Source organism: Yersinia sp. KBS0713, assembly GCF_005937895.2.
Lineage (GTDB): Bacteria > Pseudomonadota > Gammaproteobacteria > Enterobacterales > Enterobacteriaceae > Yersinia > Yersinia bercovieri.
Map to the genome: position 1 here is coordinate 4,339,851 of NZ_CP042173.1, position 20,430 is coordinate 4,360,280.

Here is a 20,430-nt window from a genome sequence, read left to right on the forward strand (position 1 = left end):
CAGGTAATTGGTGCCCACCGACCGCCAATATCTGCCTCATCAATGCTTACCAATACTGCTCGCTGGTCATATGCCCCGGTTTACGGCGCAAGTGTTTACGCATATCACGTTGTTCTTTCAGCAATTGCTGGGTATCTCGCACCATTTGCGGGTTACCACACAGCATCACATGACTATCCTTCGCATCAATGTTTAAGCCAACCGCCGCTTCCAGTGAGCCATTTTCAATCAATGCTGGCACCCTGCCCGTCAACGAACCGGGAGATCGCTCGCGACTCACCACTGTCTGGATACGCAGCTTGCCGTTATAGCGCTGCTCCAGCTGTTGCATCAGTGGCAAGTAGCTGAGATCACGGGCAAAACGTGCCGCATGGACTAGCACCACATGCTTGAAACGCTCTAGATCGCGCCCCTCCTGCAAGATAGAGAGATAGGGGCCAATGGCGGTGCCGGTTGCCAACATCCATAAGGTATCGCAATCCGGTATCTCTTCTAGCACGAAGAAGCCCGCGGCCTGCTTGGTCACCATCACTTCGCCGCCCACCGCCAGTTGGTCCAGTCGTGGGCTGAGCTTTCCTTCCGGCACAGTGACCAGATAGAACTCCAGATTGTCGTCACTCGGTGCATTGACGTAAGAGTAGGCCCGCTGTACCCGCTCGCCATTAATATCTAATGCCAGCTTGGCAAATTGACCGGCGGTAAAGGGATCGACGGGCGCATTGACCCGAATACTGAACAGCGCGTCTGTCCAGTGCTCGACGTGAGTAATTTTGCCACTAACCCATTCAGCCATCGTTATGATTCCCATTAGAAGTAATGCCAAAAGCGCAGGGGATATTTTAGGGGATCTGGCTAAAAAGTATTATCGATTAAATGTTATCGCGCTGTTTTACTTAGCAGATTCACGCCACCACGGTGAATTTGGACACTTTAGTTTACGTGAGTGGTGGATTTATCTGCCAGTCGTCCATTTGGCAATATGTCGTGCTGACTCGCTAAAAAATTCAAATTTGTTAGCTTATGCGCCGATAGTGAGGTGTGCCGCCATAAACGGCACGTATTACGGCTAATTAACGCATTAAGATAATGAAAAAAATAGAGAATTTTCACCTGTTAGTCATGTTGATCCTGCTGGTTGCCGTGGGTCAGATGGCGCAAACGATCTATGTGCCGGTTATCGCGGATATCGCCCGTGATTTATCCGTGCGTACCGGTGTGGTACAGCGTGTCATGGCGGCCTATTTGCTGACCTATGGCTTCTCACAGCTGATTTATGGCCCCCTCTCCGACCGGATTGGCCGTCGCCCCGTGATTCTGGTGGGCATGATGATTTTTATGTTAGGCGCATTGGGGGCGTGGTTGGCCGGTAGTCTGACCATGCTGGTGGCCGCTAGCGCTTTGCAAGGCATGGGGACCGGTGTCGCAGGTGTGATGGCGCGAACCATGCCGCGCGACCTCTATTCCGGCACCGCCTTACGTTACGCCAACAGCATGTTAAACATGGGGATTTTGGTCAGCCCGCTGATGGCGCCAGTGATTGGTGGGGTGCTGGCGAGTCTGTTTGGCTGGCGCGCCTGCTACGCATTTCTGCTGCTTTTATGCGGCGGTGTCGCATTTTGTATGTTCCGCTGGCTGCCAGAAACCCGCCCGCAGCAAACCGAAAAACGGCGAATGTTAGCCAGCTTCCGCCTGTTGCTCTCTGATAGCGCCTTTAGCTGTTATCTGGTGATGCTGATTGGTGCATTGGCTGGGATTGCCGTCTTTGAGGCCAGCGCGGGCGTGTTGATGGGCGGCGTGCTTGGGCTGAGTGGCGTGACCGTCAGTATTCTATTCATCCTACCAATTCCAGCGGCATTTTTTGGCGCATGGTATGCCGGTCGCGACGGCAAAACCTTCCACAGTCTGATGTGGCATTCCGTTATCAGCTGCCTGTTGGCAGGGCTGATGATGTGGATCCCCGGCTGGTTTGGTGTAATGAATATCTGGACCTTAGTGATACCGGCGGCACTATTCTTCTTTGGGGCGGGGATGTTATTCCCACTGGCCACCACCGGCGCGATGGAGCCGTTCCCTTATCTGGCGGGAGCTGCGGGGGCCTTGGTCGGCGGGCTACAGAATGTGGGATCAGGGCTGGCGACGTGGCTGTCCGCCATGCTACCGCAAACGGGGCAGTTCAGTTTGGGGTTGCTGATGTTCGCCATGGCGATTCTGATTTTGCTCTGCTGGTGGCCGCTATCCCATCGGATGCAACCACAAGAGCATCGCGTTTAACCGATTGAAATACTGAGACAAAAACGGGTGCCGAATGCAGCACCCGTTTTTTCACTGAAAATTTATGAGCCGGATTACAGTAAGAATTCGTGCAATGACGGGTCTTTGCGATCCAGGAAATGGGTTGAGCGGATGCGGCGAATAGTGCGAGATTTACCACGGATCAACAGTGTTTCAGTGGTAGCCATATTCCCTTTGCGATAAATCCCCTCCAGCAGATCACCTTTGGTAATCCCGGTGGCGGAGAAAATGACGTTGTCATTGCGCGCCATGTCCCCCAGTAGCAGAACCTTACCCGCTTCGATACCCATGGATTTACAGCGCACCAGCTCTTGCTCACCGATTCGGCGATTGTCTTCGTTATCCCCCTTCACTTGATGACGCGGCAACAAACGGCCTTGCATATCACCATCCAATGCACGGATCACCGCAGCAGAAATCACCCCTTCAGGTGCACCGCCGATGCAGTACATCACATCCACTTCGCTTTCTGGCATACAGGTCAAAATGGAGGCTGCCACGTCGCCATCAGGAATGGCGAATACTTTGACGCCAAGTTGCTGCATTTCAGCGATGATGCCGTCATGACGCGGTTTGGCTAGCGTGATCACGGTTAAATCGACCAATGGCTTATTCAGCTTATTGGCCACATTGCGCAGGTTTTGTTCCAGTGACAGGTTAAGGTCGATAGCGCCTTTCGCGGCAGGGCCAACCACCAGCTTTTCCATATACATATCCGGCGCATGTAAAAATGTGCCTTTATCGCCGACGGCCAGCACCGCCAATGCATTGGCCTGCCCCATGGCGGTCATGCGCGTGCCCTCAATGGGGTCAACCGCGATATCAACAGCATCCCCTTGACCCGTACCGACATGTTCACCAATAAACAGCATCGGTGCTTCATCGATTTCGCCTTCACCGATAACAATCTGCCCATCAATATTGACCTGATTGAGCATAATGCGCATAGCCCGTACAGCAGCGCCGTCAGCAGCATTTTTATCGCCCCGACCCAGCCACTTATAACCTGCCAGCGCGGCAGCTTCGGTAACACGGGAGAACTCGATGGCTAATTCACGTTTCATGGTTAGACCTGTTGATTGCGAAATGGAGGAGTTGTGTATGGGCGGGAATTCTATCACCCTTCGCCCTTGAAGTCGTAGAGGGGTTAGTGGTGGCGCCGTGAGCGCATAAAAAAACGCGCTATCGGGGGGCGATAGCGCGTTGATAACAAAAACACGTTCAGCGTAAAACAGGCAGACTGTTACTCTTCGTGCTCTTCCCATGCCTGAGCACGGGCCACCGCTTTCTTCCAGCCTTTGTAGCGGAAATCACGCTCAGTGGTTTCAATCCCTGGGCGGAATTCGCGCTCAATCGTTGCCTTGCTCTTCACTTCATCCAGATCATTCCAGAAGCCCGTTGCCAGACCCGCCAGGAATGCCGCACCCAGCGCAGTACTTTCGCGCACTGCCGGGCGCTCAACACGTGTGCCCAGAATATCGGCCTGGAACTGCATCAGGAAGTTGTTCGCCACTGCGCCACCATCGACACGCAGTGATTTCAGGCGTGCGCCGGAATCCGCTTGCATCGCATCCAGTACATCGCGAGTTTGGTAAGCGATTGACTCAAGTGTTGCGCGGATAATGTGGTTACTGTTAACGCCACGGGTCAGACCGAAAATCGCACCACGGGCATACGGGTCCCAATAAGGGGCGCCCAAGCCAGTGAAAGCAGGCACCACATACACGCCGTTGCTGTCTTTCACTTTAGTCGCGAAGTATTCGGAGTCGGTGGCATCACTGATCAGTTTCAGCTCATCACGCAGCCATTGGATAGATGCGCCACCAATAAACACTGCGCCTTCCAGTGCATAGTTAACTTCACCACGTGGGCCACAGGCGATAGTGGTCAACAGGCCATGATTAGACTGAACCGCTTCTTCACCGGTGTTCATCAGCAGGAAGCAGCCAGTGCCGTAGGTGTTTTTCGCCATGCCTGGTTGCACACAAAGCTGGCCGAACAGAGCCGCTTGTTGATCACCGGCGATCCCAGCGATTGGGATACGCGTCCCGCCCTTACCACCAATGTTGGTTTGGCCGTAAACTTCGGAGGAGGGGCGAACTTCAGGCAGCATAGCGCGTGGAATGTTCAGCGCCGCCAGCATACGTTCATCCCACTCTTTGGTGCGGATATTAAACATCATGGTACGTGATGCGTTGGTGTAATCCGTAACGTGTACACGGCCCTGTGTCATGTTCCACACCAGCCAGGTATCCACGGTACCAAACAGCAGCTCGCCACGCTCAGCACGGTCACGCGCGCCCTCCACGTTATCGAGGATCCATTTCACTTTCGTGCCGGAGAAGTAAGGGTCAACCACCAAGCCGGTGTTGTGGCGGATGTACTCTTCCAGCCCCTCTTTTTTCAATTTTTCGCAGATATCGGCAGTACGGCGACATTGCCAAACAATGGCGTTATACACCGGTTTACCGGTCGCTTTATCCCAAACAATGGTGGTTTCACGTTGGTTGGTGATGCCGATACCGGCTATCTCATCAGAACTGATACCGGCTTTCGCCAGCACTTCAACCAGCGTGGAACTCTGGGTTGCCCAGATCTCCATGGGGTCATGCTCAACCCAACCCGCTTTCGGGTAAATTTGGGTGAATTCGCGCTGAGACACACTCACGATATTAGCATCATGATCCAGCACCACTGCTCTGGAGCTGGTGGTCCCTTGATCAAGCGCAACAATATATTTTTTTTGAGTCGTATTTTCAGTTGTCATAATAAGCTCACATTTTAAGTTGCCGTTTATAGCATTATCTATTATTTATGCTTTGCGTTCTGTGGCGGTGACCGTAGTTTCTTCTTCATCGATTGCACACACATCACATGGCAAGTGGCGGCCAATCAGCGCGCGATAACCAAATGCACCAAGCAATGCACCGACAATTGGCCCGAAGATTGGCACCAGGAAGTAAGGAATATCACGCCCGCCAGTGAAGGCAATTTCGCCCCAACCTGCCAGATAAGCGAAAGCTTTTGGACCAAAGTCACGTGCAGGGTTTAATGCGAAACCGGTCAATGGCCCCATTGATGCACCGATAACGGCTATCAGTATACCAATCAGCAGAGGAGCCAGTGGGCCACGTGGAATACCGTTACCATCGTCAGTCAGCGCCAAAATCAGGCACATCAGAATGGCGGTAATCACGGTTTCAACCAGGAAAGCCTGGAAAACAGAAATGTGCGGGTTTGGATAGGTGGAGAAGATACCCGCCAGATTTAGGCTCTCAGCGCTGCCGCGAACCATTTGATGGGTCTGTTCAAAATCGACGAACAGGTTGTAGTACAGGCCGTACACTAATGCGGCAGCGCAAAATGCGCCGGCAACCTGCGCCACAATGTAAGGGATAACTTTACGGCGATCAAAGCAGGCGAATAACCACAGTGCGATGGTTACTGCCGGATTAAGGTGTGCACCTGAGATTGCTGCTGTTAAATAGATGGCCATGGCAACACCCAGGCCCCAAATGATACTAATTTCCCATTGCCCGAAACTGGCGCCGGCCAACTTCAACGCAGCAACACAACCTACACCAAAAAAGATTAGCAGACCGGTACCGAGGAACTCTGCGATACACTGGCCCTTCAAGGTCGAACTAGCGGTTTGGCTCATAGTAGATGTCCTACAGACAGAGATTTATAGGGTATTTCTTATTTTTGCCCTTCGGACCGCGAAGGGAGTGATGTAAATTTATCGTTAACGAGCACAAACGAGAAATAGCGAAATCAAAATGTGTGTGGTGCGTCATAAAAATGAGCGATTTCGCGTTATTCATGGCTGTTAAGGGACTTTAAAAGTGTGATCAGACCAGTGGTTTTCTCCCTGCTTGTTAAGAGAATGTAGAGTTTTACAGGATAGCTCACCGCCGTCTTTCAGTTTTTACTGATTTATACTTATACGAAATTGCTACAGAGTGTGGTTTGTGCCCGTATGGCGCTAGACAGGGGGAGACTGGCTACATACAATCGGTTTATCAAGAGCATCGTTTTTATCAAGCTGCGTTGCCTTTATGAAGGAACGCGTTAGAACATAGCGCTTGTTACACTCGTTCGATGAATATATAGCGCGATAAGTATTCACAGCAGTTTCATCTACCGAGGGTTGCTTTAGTCGATACGGGTTATGTCGTGCATAGGGTAACTTCGGTGAAGAATGATGACTGCGACTAAAAGTTGTACGCCTTGCTACCAGAAGGGGACCGAAGAATGTCATTTGAAGTATTTGAGAAATTGGAAGTTAAAGTTCAGCAGGCGATTGATACCATCACTTTATTGCAGATGGAAATTGAAGAGCTGAAAGAGAAAAATAACACCCTGTCCCAAGAAGTTCAGGATGTAGCGGGTGGTCGTGAAGCCTTAGTGCGTGAAAATGAGCAACTAAAGCAAGAGCAGCACGTCTGGCAGGATCGTCTGCGGGCGCTGCTGGGAAAGATGGAAGAAGTCTGAGTACTGACTGGCTTGCACAAACTCTTCCTGCTTGAAGTGGCAGGAAAGCAAAAGGGCGATATCGATATCGCCCTTTTTTATGTTTTTCGCTGAGAGATACGTGGAGTGTTATTCAATATCCAAGGGTTCTTCTGACAGAATAATACCGGTGTTGTCAGCATACAAATGGTCACCGGAGAAGAAGGTTACACCGCCAAAGTTAACGCGGATATCACTCTCGCCAATACCTTCATCGGCGGCACCGACAGGGATAGCGGCCATGGCCTGAATACCGATATCCAACTCAGCCAGTTCATCAACCTGACGGACGGCACCGTAAACGACAATCCCTTCCCACTCGTTTCTCAACGCTAAATCAGCAAGTTCAGCATTGACTAATGCACGGCGCACCGAGCCACCGCCATCGACGACCAGGACACGGCCCAGACCATTCTCTTCAAGCAGGTCAAACAACAAGCCGTTATCTTCGAAACATTTTACAGTAGTAATCTTGCCACCAAATGAAGTACGTCCGCCAAAATTGGAGAACAGTGGTTCTACCACATTTACCTCTTCGTGATAGATATCGCAGAGATCGGAAGTATCATATTTCATAGGATTAACGTCTGGTTGCGGCTGGGATGCTAAGTATATCCCTTTCTGGCTACTGTTGGCAAAATCATCAATTGTTAAATTTATCCGAGCCGACCTTCGCGCCAGCCCGCTCGGACAAAGAGAGACACGGGATTAACTGAATACTAAGCCGACAGCAAACAGGATATTGGTCAGTAGTGCGGCTTTTACCATATGTTCGAGCATTGGCCTCATGCCCGCCGCCGTTGGCTCGCGCAGGACAAACAGAGCATGTTTAACCAGCAATGGAACGGCCAGAATAAAGATCCATCCCGCCCAGCTATGCAAATTCAGAGTGCTAAACAGCGCCAGGCAGAAGATCGCGGCGGCGATCAATAGAGCATGATAATAACGTGCGACAACCGGCCCTAATCGCACTGCGAGCGTATTTTTGCCATTCGCTCTGTCATTTTCGATATCGCGCAAATTATTGATATTTAGTACGGCGGTCGCCAGTAGACCACAGGCGGTGGCTGGCAGCATGACAATGCTATCAAAGTGCCCGGCCTGAAGGTAGTAAGTCCCGGCGACACTCAGCCAGCCGAAAAACACTAATACTGAAATATCGCCCAGCCCCATATAACCATAGGGTTTAGTACCCACGGTGTAGGTAATGGCAGCCACAATAGCCATCAGCCCGAGCAATAAGAAACCTAAAACGTCACTGGGCTTTTCACAAGCGATGGCGATGAGTGAGATACCGGAAATGACCGTCAGGGTTACGGTGATAATCAGTGCGGCCTTCATCTGATGGCGGGTAATCATCCCTTTCTGCATACCGCGTAACGGCCCGATACGCTCCTCGGTATCACTGCCTTTAATCGCATCGCCGTAATCATTGGCCAGATTGGACAGAATTTGCAGCAGGCCAGCAGTTAACAAGGCGAGTAAAGCGACGGCGGGTTTAAAACTATCGAGCCAGACAGCCAGTGCTGAGCCAGTGACGATAGAGGCAAAAGCCAGAGGTAGGGTTCGTGGCCGTAGGCTTTCCAGCCAAGCCTGAGTTTGGCTGCTATTGGTTGATAGGCTCATTTTTCGCTTCATTTTATAGGAGTCTGGTCCGCCCATATTGGCGCGTTAAAAAGATTCATGTCTGCCAAGAGTAATATCGTCAGAAATAATGTCATCAAAAACAAGAGTGGGAGGCGATGCCTCCCACTCGATATCTAACGGCGGACCATTTTATCCAGCATAGGGCTATAAAGCGAATTATAGGATAAAACGACTTAGATCTTCATCTGCGACCAGTTCATCCAGATGCTTACCGACATATGCAGCATCAATGGTGATGGATTGACCATGACTTTCGCTAGCGTCATAGGAGATATCCTCCATCAAACGCTCCAACACGGTATGCAAACGACGTGCGCCGATATTCTCGGTGCGTTCGTTAACCTGCCATGCCGCTTCAGCAATTTTGCGGATACCTTCGCGGGTAAACTCAACGGTCACACCCTCGGTCGCCATTAATGCTTTGTACTGCTCGGTTAACGAGGCACTCGGCTCAGTCAAAATGCGCTCGAAATCATCCGTGGTCAGCGCCTGCAATTCTACGCGGATTGGCAAGCGACCTTGCAATTCCGGGATAAGATCTGACGGGCTGGAGACCTGAAACGCACCGGAGGCAATAAACAGAATATGGTCAGTTTTTACCATGCCGTGCTTGGTTGAAACAGTACAACCTTCCACCAGTGGCAGCAAGTCACGCTGTACCCCTTCGCGGGACACATCGGGGCCTGACGTCTGGCCGCGCTTACAGATTTTATCGATTTCATCGATGAACACGATCCCGTGTTGCTCCACCGCATCAATTGCCTGCTGTTTCAGCTCTTCCGGGTTAACCAGCTTCGCGCCCTCTTCCTCAATCAGCAGTTTGAATGCGTCTTTGATTTTGATTTTGCGTGGTTTTTGTTTCTGACCAGCGATATTCTGGAACATCGATTGCAGCTGATTGGTCATCTCCTCCATGCCCGGAGGTGCCATAATTTCAACCCCCATCGGCGAGGCCGCCAGATCAATTTCAATCTCTTTGTCATCTAACTGACCTTCACGCAGTTTTTTGCGGAAAGCTTGGCGGGTTGCGGATGGCTCTTGAGTCTCATCCGGCTGGCCCCAGTTATTTTTGGCCGGAGGGATGAGCACGTCCAGAATGCGCTCTTCGGCTAACTCTTCCGCTCGATAGCGCATTTTCTCAATGGATTGATGACGAACCATTTTTACCGCCGCATCAGTCAGATCGCGGATAATCGAGTCCACTTCCTTACCAACATAGCCAACTTCGGTGAACTTGGTGGCTTCAACTTTAATGAACGGCGCATTGGCCAGTTTTGCCAGACGGCGGGCAATTTCAGTTTTACCTACACCGGTTGGGCCGATCATCAGAATATTTTTAGGGGTAACTTCGTGACGCAACTCTTCGTTGAGCTGCATACGACGCCAGCGGTTACGCAGGGCAATGGCCACTGCACGTTTGGCTTTATCTTGGCCGATAATGTAGCTATCAAGTTCGCTGACAATCTCACGTGGGGTCATTTCAGACATGTCACTCTATCCTTACGCTTTGTTCGTTAATAACGCCTGGTACGAATTACTCTGTAGGTTACAAATACCTAGTACGTTAATTCTTCAATAGTTTGGAAGCGGTTGGTATAGATACAGATATCCCCCGCAATGCTCAGTGATTTCTCAACAATATCCCGCGCACCTAATTCGGTATTATCTAGCAGCGCACGTGCCGCAGACTGGGCATAAGGCCCGCCGGAACCGATAGCAATCAGATCATCTTCAGGCTGAACAACATCGCCATTACCGGTAATGATGAGTGAGGCGGTTTCATCAGCAACAGCCAGCAGAGCCTCGAGCTTGCGTAGCATACGGTCTGTACGCCAGTCTTTGGCTAACTCAACCGCCGCTTTCGTCAGATGGCCCTGGTGCATCTCTAGTTTACGCTCAAACAGTTCAAACAGCGTAAAAGCATCAGCGGTTCCCCCCGCAAAACCCGCTATGACTTTATTGTTATAAAGACGGCGGACTTTTTTAGCATTACCTTTCATTACGGTATTGCCCAGGGTGACCTGGCCATCACCACCGATAACAACATGACCATTACGGCGAACACTTACAATTGTTGTCACGAGCGAACCCTCGTTGCAGACTGAATGGACCCCCATACTGTCTTTCAGAAAAACAGTATGGGGTATATTGAGATTATAAATGGGGGAGGATTACTACTTTTCAACCCCCTACAGCGAGGGGAATGCATCCTGATTGACCAGCATCTTTCAAACGCTGCAAGGTTTTATCCGCTACAGCTTTGGTGCTGTACGGGCCGAGCACCACACGATTCCAGCCACCGCCAGCGGTAATACGGCTTTCGATACCACCAAATGCCAATTGGGCGCGGATAGATTCAGCCTGATCAATGGCTTTGAATGAACCACATTGCACCATCCAACGTTGCGCTTTTTCTTTCTCTTTTTCCGGCTTCGGCGGTGTTACCGGTGCTACAGGCTGGGTACGCGGCGGTGTAGAGACCTGCGACGGTACTTGTGTCTGCGGTTGTACGCGACTTGCCGACGGTGCCGCCGCTGGCGATTGCACCGGCGTGGTCACTTGTCGCGGCTGTGTTAGTGGCGGCTGCATATTGGCCGGCGGCGGTGTGATAGTCACCGCAGAACGTGGCACCGATATCCCTTGGTTATAAGGCACCTCGGACAACTGTGTCGGCTGCTGGCGCATATCCGCCTGCATCTGCTCAAGCAATTGCCGCTGCTCATTTGTCAGTTGAGTCTGGGAATTAACTTCACCACCAGCAGAAGGCTCGGTGGGTGTCGGTACGCCAATCTGGCGATTCTCCAGCTCTTTAATGTAGCGCCAGCGCTCCTCCGGTTTCGGTGGTAACCCATTGCCCGTACGAGGGTCATGATTGGGCAGTAGCGGAAGCTCACCCGGCTTATTGTGGGTGATGAAATAGAGACCACCAATAAATACCACTAATAACGCGACGGCCAGCGCCACCACGGTTTTAGATATTGCTGGAGCACTGCGTTTTTTCCGGCTGGGGCTTTTGCGCCGCGCTCCTGAGCGCCCTCGGCTTACATAATCTCTCTGTGCCACTATCGTTTCGCTGCGTCGTAATGATGGGATAAGTCCGTCATGTTACTGAACCCCTGAATATTTGCCTAGCTTTTAGGCGCAGCAGTACTTTCCCTGATGATTAATTCGGTGTCTAACAAGCGGGAGCCACTTTGTACTGAATGCCCTTGTAACTGTTCGAGTAATAGTAACATGGCTTGCTGACCAATTTGATAACGAGGTTGCGCCACCGTGGTTAAAGGTGGGTAGCAATACTGTGACAGCTTCAGATTATCAAACCCAACCAATGAGACATCCTGCGGCACCTTTAGCCCCATTCTCTTCGCCTGCCACATGGCCCCTATCGCCATCACATCATTGTGACAAAATATTGCTGTGGGCGGGTTGGGCAGCGCCATCAGAGTGGCAAAGGTTTCAGCACCCGCTTCATAACTGAAGTCACCGCGCAAAATATAGTCACTATCGACCGCAATACCATTACGGCGTAGCGCTTGAATATAGCCCTGTAGCCGATAATGGCTCAGCGGCAATGTCTCTGGCCCCGCCACACAGGCAATGCGCTGGTGCCCCAATTCATGCAGATAGTTCACTGCTTCATAGGCAGCGGTTAGATTATCGATATGCACCGTTGGCAGTTCCAGCTCAGGTGAGAACTCGTTTGCCATCACCATTGGCGGCAGATTGCGCTGCTCTTCTTTGCTGGCATCAAACGGCAGATTAGAGCCTAACAGCAACATACCATCGATCTGCTTGGTGATAATTAAGTTAACGAAGGTGCGCTCTTGCTGAGTTTGTTGTGCGCAGTCGCCAATTAAGATCAGATAGTCTTGCTGGGCTGCCGCAAACTCAATGCCTTGGATAATGTCGGCAAAAAACGGATCGCTGATATCCGGTACGATAACCAGAATCGTGCGCGATTCGTTACGTTTAATGTTGCGAGATAAAGCGTGAGGAGAGTAGCCCACAGCCAGAACAGCTTGCTCCACCTTTTGTCGAGTCACTGCTGAAACCTTTTCTGGATTCATCAATGCGCGTGACACCGTCGCTGTTGAAACGCCCGCCATTCCAGCAACGTCTTTCATGGTGGCTACCGTGAACTCTTTCTTCTGTTCCAACGCCTTTCTCCTTGCTCTGGCTCCATGCCAGCACTAATTGCTTTGAGATATCCCGAGGCCAATGGCTCAGGATATTAACGAGTTGTCACACGTCAACCCTGGTTATCGGTTAGCCGCGCTCATATCCTTTCATGGCAGTGTGGTTTCGGTTAAATACAGACTTTGCGACATTCTATACAGATAGTGGGGGCAATTTGTTACCTAATTTGCATTAAAAGTGTGACATAAGTGGGGTTTTTCGAACTGGCTCGCAGAAAGCAGGGTAATCGATTGCTTAGAGATAGAGATCAAACCGCAAATCACCCATTTTCACCCCAAATAAAATGAAGAGTTTTTATTCCCCAAAATCATTGGCGTTGCAGCTAGGCAGCAAATGAGTGAATCCCGATGAGCTTACACCAGTAAGTGATTCGGGTGAGCGAGAGCAGCTAACAACGCTGCGGCGTCAAGGAAGAAAGGCATTACCTAAAATCATTGGCGTCGCAGCTAGGCAGCAAAGGAGTGAATCCCGATGAGCTTACATCAGTAAGTGATTCGGGTGAGCGAGAGCAGCTAACAACGCTGCGGCGTCAAGGAAGAAAGACATTACCTAAAGTCATTGGCGTTGCAGCTAGGCAGCAAAGGAGTGAATCCCGATGAGCTTACATCAGTAAGTGATTCGGGTGAACGAGAGCGGCTAACAACGCTGCGGCGTCAAGGACGAAAGGTAATTAGCTATCGATGGGATCGACGTCTAACGTCCACTTAACCTTCCGCGCTTGCGGCAATGTATTGATTAGTGGTTGAGAGGTTTTAATCAGCCGTTGCAGCAATTGCCTTGAGGGGTGCTGTAGCAAGAGTTGCCATCGGAAGCGCCCACCTCGTTTGGCTTGCAAGGCGGGTACTGGCCCCATGATCCAGAGGGCATCATCTTTGAGCGGACTGGCTTCCAATAAATTGCGCAATTGTTGCAGGAAAAGTGCTGACTGCTGATTATCGTGATCTTCGCTGCGCACGATGATATGGCTGGTATAGGGCGGTAAAAATACACTTTTACGCTCTGCCAGTGCCTGTTTGGCAAAAGCATCGTAGCCCTGTTGCAGCAGGATTTGTAACAGTGGGTGCTCAGGGTGATGGGTTTGTAAAAGGACTTCACCCTGCTTACCGGCACGCCCGGCGCGGCCTGACACCTGCGTATAGAGCTGGGCAAAGCGCTCCGCTGAGCGAAAATCGGCGGAGAATAGCGCACCATCGACATCTAACAATGCCACCAACGTGACATCAGGGAAGTGATGCCCTTTGGCCAACATTTGCGTGCCAATCAAAATACGCGCACCGCCCTGATGGACATCCGCCAGATGCTGCTCCAGCGAGCCTTTGCGGCTGGTGGTATCACGGTCAATTCGAGTGATTGGCGTGTCGGGGAACAGTGGGGCCAGCTCATTTTCCAGCTGTTCAGTGCCGACCCCCACCGAGACCAGATGCGTGGTTCCGCATTTCGGGCATTGCTGAGGCACTGGCCGCTGACTGTCACAATGGTGGCAACGCAACTGGCGGTGATTCTGATGCAGGGTGTAATAGTGGTCGCAGCGCTGACACTCGGCAATCCAGCCACACTCATGGCACAGTAACGCGGGTGCATACCCTCGGCGATTTAGAAACAAAATCACCTGATTATCTGCCGCCAAATGGGCCTTCATCCGTTTCAGCAGAGGCTGAGAAAGCCCCACTTTTAGCGGCAACCCTTTGAGATCAAGCAAGTGCTGCGCGGCGGGTTTGGCATTACCGGCTCGTTTGCTCAACGTTAGCTGGCGATATTTGCCCATTTGCACATTATGTAAGGTTTCCAGCGCGGGGGTGGCAGTGCCCATCACGATAGGAATACCCTCTTCACGGGCGCGGAATACTGCTAAATCTCGCGCGTGATAGCGCCAGCCCTCCTGCTGCTTATAGGAGCTGTCGTGCTCCTCATCAATAATAATGACCCCCAGACGGGAGAATGGGGTAAACAGCGCAGAGCGCGTACCAATGACAATCGCGGCTTCACCATTACGCGCCCGCAACCAGACCGACAGACGTTCACTGTCGTTTAAGCCAGAGTGTAACACCTCAACCGGTGCGCTAAACCGCTCACGAAAACGGGCGATAGTCTGCGGGGTCAAGCCAATCTCAGGCACCAACACCAGCGCCTGGCGGCCCTGCGCCAGAATATTTTCCAGCACACTCAGATAAACTTCCGTTTTACCGGAACCCGTCACCCCCGCCAGTAACCAAGCGGCAAACTGGGTATCTTCGCTGCGGATCGCGCCAACGGCGGTGGCCTGCTCGGTATTCAGCCGCAGGCGCTCACCCAGCACGGCAAAACCCTGGCGCCAATCGGTGGTCGCCACCTCTTGCGAACGCAGATCAATCAACCCCTTGCTGCGCAAGGCTTGCAGGGCGCTTTCGGTTAATGCCATTTCATTTATTTGGTGGCGATAGACCGGTTTTTGCAATAAAGCGGCAAGCGCCTGTTGCTGCTTTGGCGCACGTTTTAAGCTGTCCGGCGGTGTTGCGCGGCCCTGCTCGGTGGCAAACCATTGCCACAAAGGGGCCGATTGTGCCGGTTTTCCTTGCCGCAACAGAATAGGCAGGGCATGAAACAGCACTTCGCCGATGGGATAGTGGTAGTAGTCGGTTGCCCAGCAGAGAATGCGCCACAAGCTGGGCGGGAATAAGCTGCAGTCATCCAAAATGGCATCAACGGCTTTCAGTTGATCAAGGGGGAGTGCGCTGGTACCACTGATACCCACCACAATCCCGATGGCTTTGCGTTTACCAAACGGCACGCTGACGCGAGCACCCACCACCGGGCAGGCCATGGCGCGGTCTAATCGGTAATCAAAGGTACGGGCCAGCGGTACGGGTAAAGCCACTTGAACAACGGACATGTGTTGTCATCCTGAATAAAAAAATTGGCCTGAATAAAAAATGATTGAACAGTTTACACCGCATGCTTCACAATGTGCGGATTCGATTGCGCGGCTTTGGCAAATTCTGTATGATTCGCCGCCTTTGATATAATTCGATATCAAATCCTGTTAACAACCGTTGGTTACTTTATCAGCGATTGTTAGTTATCAATCGTGTGGTGTCTGGCGGAACAGGGCTGGATAGCGACACGGCCTAAATATAGAGGTTTCCATGAAACAAGGTATCCACCCTAAATACGATTTAGTTACTGCTTCTTGCTCTTGCGGTAACGTTATCAAGATCAACTCTACCGTTGGTCATGACCTGAATCTGGACGTGTGCGGCGAATGCCACCCGTTCTACACTGGCAAGCAGCGTGATGTTGCGACCGGTGGCCGTGTTGACCGCTTCAACAAGCGTTTCAGCGTGCCAGGTGCAGCTAAGAAGTAATGTCTGCCCGTCAGACGAAAAAGGCGCCTTAGGCGCCTTTTTTCATTTCTACTCCCCCATTCACATTCAGTGATGAACAGGGTCGTTGTGGGAAATCAATATTCCCAAGTATCGGGATCAACACCCAATTCACGCATTAAAATCTTCGCGGCTTCCGGGATTTCATCACTGCGCTCTTTACGCAGATCTTCGTCATTCGGCAGCGGCTGGCCAGTAAATGCATGCAAAAAAGCCTCACACAACAATTCACTGTTGGTGGCGTGGCGCAGGTTATTCACCTGACGGCGGGTCCGTTCATCGGTGAGGATTTTTAACACCTTCAGCGGAATGGATACCGTAATTTTTTTGACCTGTTCGCTTTTCTTGCCGTGTTCAGCGTAAGGGCTGACATACTCGCCGTTCCACTCAGCCATGGGACACCTTAAATTTATCGGAAAAATACTAAATTCTGAAAACGGGCCAATTATGCCCGATCTTCGCTGTTCTCACTAAATAAATGTCAGTTTTACTAGACTAACGTCACTCATTTAATCATTTTCGCCATTTATTAATAGCCGATACCTTTCTCTGCCATCTTTACGGGTAAACAAAACCTCACCGAAACCTGACTGACATCATTAAGATATCTAAAACCTCTATAATTTTAGCGGTTATTATTCCATTGCTCAATCTATACGCAAAGAAGTTTAGATGTCCAGATGTATTGACGTCCGTAATTTGTGCGTCTACTCTGGCGTAACATTTTCTCGATCCCGGCTGGTGGAAATCCATATGACGCGTAAACAGGCAACAATAGCAGTCCGTAGTGGGTTGAACGATGACGAGCAATACGGCTGCGTTGTCCCCCCGATTCACCTCTCCAGTACTTACAATTTTATCGATTTTAATCAGCCACGCGCACATGACTATTCACGTCGCGGTAACCCAACGCGCGATGTGGTGCAGCGGGCCTTGGCTGAACTGGAAGGGGGCGCTGGTGCTGTAATGACCAGCAGCGGGATGTCGGCGATTCATTTGGTTTGCACCACATTGCTAAAACCGGGCGATCTGCTGGTCGCGCCGCACGACTGTTATGGCGGCAGCTACCGTCTATTCGATAGCCTGAGCAAACGCGGGGCTTACCGCGTGCTGTTTGTTGATCAGGGTGATGAAGTGGCCCTGAGCCGCGCCCTGGCTGAAAAACCTAAGCTGGTATTGATTGAAACACCAAGCAATCCGCTACTGCGGGTGGTGGATATTGCCGCCATCTGCAAAGCCGCCCATGCCGTTGGCGCACTGACAGTTTGCGACAATACCTTCCTCAGCCCAGCCTTGCAGCAGCCGCTCGCTTTAGGCGCGGATCTGGTAGTTCACTCCTGTACCAAATATCTGAATGGTCACTCAGATGTGGTGGCCGGTGCGGTGATTGCCAAAGATCCTGAGCTGGCGGTCGAGCTGGCCTGGTGGGCAAATAATATTGGCGTCACTGGTGCGGCGTTTGATAGCTACCTGTTATTGCGCGGTTTGCGTACCTTGTCACCACGTATGGCCCAACAGCAACGTAATGCCGATGACATTGTTCGTTATTTACAGCAGCAGCCTTTGGTGAAAAAGCTGTATCATCCCTCTCTGCCACAACATCCCGGCCACGAAATTGCTTGCCGTCAGCAGTCAGGTTTTGGTGCGATGCTCAGTTTTGAGTTCGATGGTGATGAACAGGTGTTGCGTCGTTTCCTCTCTGCCCTTGAGCTGTTTACCTTGGCGGAGTCTTTGGGCGGCGTGGAGAGCCTGATCTCCCATGCAGCGACCATGACCCATGCCGGTATGGCGCCAGAAGCGCGCACTGCCGCCGGTATTACTGATAGCTTGTTGCGTATTTCCGTGGGTATTGAAGACAGCGAAGATTTGATTGCCGATTTGGAAAATGCCTTCCAGTTGGCGGGAACGAGGTAAGCATGAATGCAACAGCGGTAGCAGCGGCGGTCACTGGCCGTCAGCTGCACAAGTTTGGTGGTAGTAGCCTTGCGGACGTGAAGTGTTACCTACGGGTGGCCAATATTATGGCCAACTACAGTCACCCCGGCGATCTGATGGTGGTGTCTGCGGCAGGGAGTACCACAAACCAACTGATCAGTTGGTTGAAACTCAGCCAAAGCGATCGTCTTTCTGCCCATCAGGTACAGCAAAATCTGCGGCGTTATCAGCACGACCTGATCAGCGGTTTATTATCGCCAGAAATGGCTGAGCCACTAATTAGCGAGTTTATCCATGATTTGGAGCGACTGGCCGGTTTGCTGGATAACAAAATCGACGATGCGACTTATGCCGAAGTGGTTGGGCACGGCGAGATTTGGTCCGCCCGCCTGATGGCTGCGGTGCTAAACAAGCTGGATATGAAGGCCAGCTGGCTGGACGCGCGCAGTTTCCTGCGTGCTGAGCGGGCGGCACAACCTCAGATCGATGAAGGCCGCTCTTATCCGTTGTTGCAACAATTGATCGCGCAGCACCCGCATCAACGGTTAGTGGTGACCGGCTTTATCTCGCGCAATAACGCCGGCGAAACCGTGCTGTTAGGGCGTAACGGCAGTGACTATTCCGCGACACAAGTTGGTGCGCTGGCAGGTGTCGAACGGGTCACCATCTGGAGTGACGTTGCCGGGGTCTACAGCGCTGACCCGCGCAAAGTGAAAGATGCCTGTCTGCTGCCCCTGTTGCGGTTGGATGAGGCCAGTGAACTGGCCCGTTTGGCGGCACCGGTGTTGCACACCCGCACATTACAGCCGGTTTCAGGCAGTGATATCGATTTGCAACTGCGCTGTAGCTACCAGCCGGAACAAGGTTCCACCCGCATTGAGCGCGTATTGGCCTCAGGCTCGGGCGCCAAAATTGTCACCAGCCACGATGATGTCTGCCTGATCGAATTGCAGATTGCGGGCCATCATGACTTCTCACTGGCGCAAAAAGAGATCGATCTGCTGCTTAAACGCGCGCAAATCAAGCCGCTGGCGACCGGTATTCACCCGGATCGCAACTTGCTGCAACTTTGCTATACCTCCGAAGTGGTGAACAGTGCGCTCCGCGTGCTGGAAGATGCCACCCTGCCGGGGAGATTATCCCTGCGCGAAGGACTGGCGCTGGTGGCACTGGTCGGCGCGGGGGTGAGTAAGAACCCACTGCACAGCCATCGTTTCTATCAACAGCTGAAAGATCAACCGGTTGAGTTTATCTGGCAAGCGGAAGATGGTATCAGTCTGGTGGCGGTTCTGCGCCTTGGGCCGACAGAGCACCTGATTCAGGGTCTGCATCAGTCACTGTTCCGCGCGGAAAAACGTATCGGTTTAGTGCTGTTCGGCAAGGGCAATATCGGCGCGCGCTGGCTGGAGCTGTTTGCTCGCGAGCAAAAAAATATTTCAGCCCGCAGTGGTTTTGAATTCGTGCTGGCTGGGGTCGTGGATAGCCGCCGTAGCTTGCTGAGCTATGACGGGCTAGACGCCAGCCGGACATTGGCATTTTACGATGACGAAGCCATAGAGCAGGATGAAGAGTCGCTATTTTTATGGATGCGCGCGCATCCGTTTGACGATCTGGTGGTGCTGGATGTGACTGCCAGCCAGTCACTGGCAGAGCAATATTTGGATTTCGCCAGCTACGGTTTTCACGTCATCAGCGCTAACAAACTGGCAGGGGCCTCCAGCAGCAATAACTATCGCCAAATCCGCGATGCCTTCGCCAAAACAGGTCGCCATTGGCTGTATAACGCCACGGTCGGCGCGGGTTTGCCGGTTAATCACACGGTGCGTGACCTACGTGACAGCGGCGACAGCATTCTGGCAATTAGCGGTATTTTCTCCGGCACGCTCTCTTGGCTATTCCTGCAATTTGACGGCACTGTGCCCTTTACCGAGCTGGTGGATCAAGCCTGGCAACAAGGGTTGACCGAGCCGGACCCGCGAGTGGATCTCTCCGGTCAGGATGTGATGCGCAAATTGGTGATCCTGGCCCGTGAAGCGGGTTACGACATCGAACCGAATCAGGTGCGGGTAGAGTCGCTGGTGCCTGCCGGTGCCGATGTTGGCTCGGTGGATCAGTTCTTCGAGAACGGCGAGGCATTGAATCAGCAAATGGTTCAGCGCTTAGAAGCTGCGAATGAAATGGGTCTGGTGTTACGTTATGTGGCCCGCTTTGATGCCAATGGTAAAGCGCGGGTGGGGGTTGAAGCCGTGCGTGCTGACCATCCACTGGCCTCCCTGCTGCCGTGCGATAACGTCTTCGCCATTGAGAGCCGTTGGTATCGCGACAATCCGCTGGTGATCCGTGGCCCCGGCGCTGGTCGTGATGTCACTGCCGGTGCGATTCAATCTGATCTAAACCGCCTATCTCAACTGCTGTAATCTGCATTCACTCGCCTCTTCTACCCACCGTAGAAGAGGCGAAATCCGCGCCCCACCTCTGTTTTACTCGC

General features: G+C 52.0%; 17 protein-coding genes. 5 read left to right on the plus strand and 12 right to left on the minus strand.

Translation table 11 applies throughout. The features are described from left to right. Positions 1-46: 46 nt before the first annotated feature. Complete coding sequence (fpr, locus tag FFE93_RS20540) at positions 47-793, minus strand: ferredoxin--NADP(+) reductase (protein ID WP_005279183.1); 747 nt, start codon at positions 791-793, stop codon at positions 47-49. A 293-nt stretch (positions 794-1,086) separates the two neighbouring features. On the opposite strand from fpr, the gene emrD reads away from it, so the two are divergent. Continuing rightward, positions 1,087-2,271: a multidrug efflux MFS transporter EmrD gene (emrD, locus tag FFE93_RS20545; protein ID WP_005279177.1), complete on the plus strand. Its 1,185-nt coding sequence runs from the start codon at positions 1,087-1,089 to the stop codon at positions 2,269-2,271. Between the two features lie 74 nt (positions 2,272-2,345). On the opposite strand, the gene glpX is transcribed toward emrD, so the two are convergent. The 3 genes from glpX to FFE93_RS20560 form a co-directional block, all read right to left on the minus strand. Beyond that, complete coding sequence (gene glpX / locus FFE93_RS20550; protein ID WP_005279175.1) at positions 2,346-3,356, minus strand: class II fructose-bisphosphatase; 1,011 nt, start codon at positions 3,354-3,356, stop codon at positions 2,346-2,348. A 179-nt stretch (positions 3,357-3,535) separates the two neighbouring features. Next, entirely contained in the window at positions 3,536-5,059 is a 1,524-nt protein-coding gene (gene glpK, locus FFE93_RS20555) for a glycerol kinase GlpK (RefSeq protein WP_005279174.1), read from the minus strand. 45 nt (positions 5,060-5,104) lie between these two features. Then, a complete protein-coding gene (locus FFE93_RS20560; protein WP_005279172.1) occupies positions 5,105-5,953 on the minus strand; it encodes an MIP/aquaporin family protein in 849 nt (282 codons plus the stop codon). Positions 5,954-6,546: 593 nt separating this feature from the next. Between FFE93_RS20560 and zapB the strand changes: the two genes are divergently transcribed. Then, positions 6,547-6,786 carry a cell division protein ZapB gene (zapB, locus tag FFE93_RS20570; protein ID WP_004876124.1) on the plus strand — a complete coding sequence of 80 codons (240 nt, stop codon included), beginning with the start codon at positions 6,547-6,549 and terminating at the stop codon, positions 6,784-6,786. Positions 6,787-6,894: 108 nt separating this feature from the next. On the opposite strand, the gene rraA is transcribed toward zapB, so the two are convergent. The 7 genes from rraA to priA form a co-directional block, all read right to left on the minus strand. Beyond that, complete coding sequence (gene rraA / locus FFE93_RS20575; protein ID WP_005279170.1) at positions 6,895-7,380, minus strand: ribonuclease E activity regulator RraA; 486 nt, start codon at positions 7,378-7,380, stop codon at positions 6,895-6,897. Positions 7,381-7,512: 132 nt separating this feature from the next. Continuing rightward, a complete protein-coding gene (locus FFE93_RS20580; protein ID WP_005279168.1) occupies positions 7,513-8,430 on the minus strand; it encodes a 1,4-dihydroxy-2-naphthoate polyprenyltransferase in 918 nt (305 codons plus the stop codon). 177 nt (positions 8,431-8,607) lie between these two features. After that, positions 8,608-9,939 (minus strand): HslU--HslV peptidase ATPase subunit, encoded by a 1,332-nt coding sequence (hslU, locus tag FFE93_RS20585; protein WP_004876122.1) that lies wholly within the window; start codon positions 9,937-9,939, stop codon positions 8,608-8,610. Between the two features lie 68 nt (positions 9,940-10,007). Continuing rightward, the gene (hslV, locus tag FFE93_RS20590) at positions 10,008-10,532 is read right to left on the minus strand and encodes an ATP-dependent protease subunit HslV (RefSeq protein ID WP_005279166.1); all 525 of its coding nucleotides are present in this window, start codon (positions 10,530-10,532) and stop codon (positions 10,008-10,010) included. A 100-nt stretch (positions 10,533-10,632) separates the two neighbouring features. Next, positions 10,633-11,514 carry a cell division protein FtsN gene (ftsN, locus tag FFE93_RS20595; protein WP_057648839.1) on the minus strand — a complete coding sequence of 294 codons (882 nt, stop codon included), beginning with the start codon at positions 11,512-11,514 and terminating at the stop codon, positions 10,633-10,635. A 65-nt stretch (positions 11,515-11,579) separates the two neighbouring features. Then, a complete protein-coding gene (cytR, locus tag FFE93_RS20600; protein ID WP_005279162.1) occupies positions 11,580-12,608 on the minus strand; it encodes a DNA-binding transcriptional regulator CytR in 1,029 nt (342 codons plus the stop codon). 710 nt (positions 12,609-13,318) lie between these two features. Next, positions 13,319-15,517, minus strand: a complete 2,199-nt coding sequence (gene priA / locus FFE93_RS20605; RefSeq protein ID WP_049602939.1) for a primosomal protein N' — start codon at positions 15,515-15,517, stop codon at positions 13,319-13,321. Positions 15,518-15,770: 253 nt separating this feature from the next. On the opposite strand from priA, the gene rpmE reads away from it, so the two are divergent. Next, positions 15,771-15,989 carry a 50S ribosomal protein L31 gene (gene rpmE / locus FFE93_RS20615; protein WP_004876115.1) on the plus strand — a complete coding sequence of 73 codons (219 nt, stop codon included), beginning with the start codon at positions 15,771-15,773 and terminating at the stop codon, positions 15,987-15,989. Positions 15,990-16,084: 95 nt separating this feature from the next. On the opposite strand, the gene metJ is transcribed toward rpmE, so the two are convergent. Next, positions 16,085-16,402 (minus strand): met regulon transcriptional regulator MetJ, encoded by a 318-nt coding sequence (gene metJ, locus FFE93_RS20620; protein ID WP_004392248.1) that lies wholly within the window; start codon positions 16,400-16,402, stop codon positions 16,085-16,087. Positions 16,403-16,760: 358 nt separating this feature from the next. Here metJ and metB point away from each other — a divergent pair, with 358 nt between their 5' ends. Together metB and FFE93_RS20630 are read left to right on the plus strand one after the other, a co-directional pair. Continuing rightward, a complete protein-coding gene (metB, locus tag FFE93_RS20625; RefSeq protein WP_032899072.1) occupies positions 16,761-17,921 on the plus strand; it encodes a cystathionine gamma-synthase in 1,161 nt (386 codons plus the stop codon). 2 nt (positions 17,922-17,923) lie between these two features. Next, entirely contained in the window at positions 17,924-20,359 is a 2,436-nt protein-coding gene (locus tag FFE93_RS20630; protein WP_049602938.1) for a bifunctional aspartate kinase/homoserine dehydrogenase II, read from the plus strand. Positions 20,360-20,430: the final 71 nt, after the last annotated feature.

What these genes read in the sequence shown, in the direction of transcription:
- fpr (WP_005279183.1), bottom strand. Translation starts at nt 793, where the DNA reads ATGGCTGAATGGGTTAGTGGCAAAATTACTCACGTCGAGCACTGGACA.
- zapB (WP_004876124.1), top strand. Translation starts at nt 6,547, where the DNA reads ATGTCATTTGAAGTATTTGAGAAATTGGAAGTTAAAGTTCAGCAGGCG.
- rpmE (WP_004876115.1), top strand. Translation starts at nt 15,771, where the DNA reads ATGAAACAAGGTATCCACCCTAAATACGATTTAGTTACTGCTTCTTGC.
- FFE93_RS20630 (WP_049602938.1), top strand. Translation starts at nt 17,924, where the DNA reads ATGAATGCAACAGCGGTAGCAGCGGCGGTCACTGGCCGTCAGCTGCAC.
- metB (WP_032899072.1), top strand. Translation starts at nt 16,761, where the DNA reads ATGACGCGTAAACAGGCAACAATAGCAGTCCGTAGTGGGTTGAACGAT.
- metJ (WP_004392248.1), bottom strand. Translation starts at nt 16,402, where the DNA reads ATGGCTGAGTGGAACGGCGAGTATGTCAGCCCTTACGCTGAACACGGC.
- glpX (WP_005279175.1), bottom strand. Translation starts at nt 3,356, where the DNA reads ATGAAACGTGAATTAGCCATCGAGTTCTCCCGTGTTACCGAAGCTGCC.
- FFE93_RS20560 (WP_005279172.1), bottom strand. Translation starts at nt 5,953, where the DNA reads ATGAGCCAAACCGCTAGTTCGACCTTGAAGGGCCAGTGTATCGCAGAG.
- FFE93_RS20580 (WP_005279168.1), bottom strand. Translation starts at nt 8,430, where the DNA reads ATGAGCCTATCAACCAATAGCAGCCAAACTCAGGCTTGGCTGGAAAGC.
- priA (WP_049602939.1), bottom strand. Translation starts at nt 15,517, where the DNA reads ATGTCCGTTGTTCAAGTGGCTTTACCCGTACCGCTGGCCCGTACCTTT.
- rraA (WP_005279170.1), bottom strand. Translation starts at nt 7,380, where the DNA reads ATGAAATATGATACTTCCGATCTCTGCGATATCTATCACGAAGAGGTA.
- hslU (WP_004876122.1), bottom strand. Translation starts at nt 9,939, where the DNA reads ATGTCTGAAATGACCCCACGTGAGATTGTCAGCGAACTTGATAGCTAC.
- glpK (WP_005279174.1), bottom strand. Translation starts at nt 5,059, where the DNA reads ATGACAACTGAAAATACGACTCAAAAAAAATATATTGTTGCGCTTGAT.
- emrD (WP_005279177.1), top strand. Translation starts at nt 1,087, where the DNA reads ATGAAAAAAATAGAGAATTTTCACCTGTTAGTCATGTTGATCCTGCTG.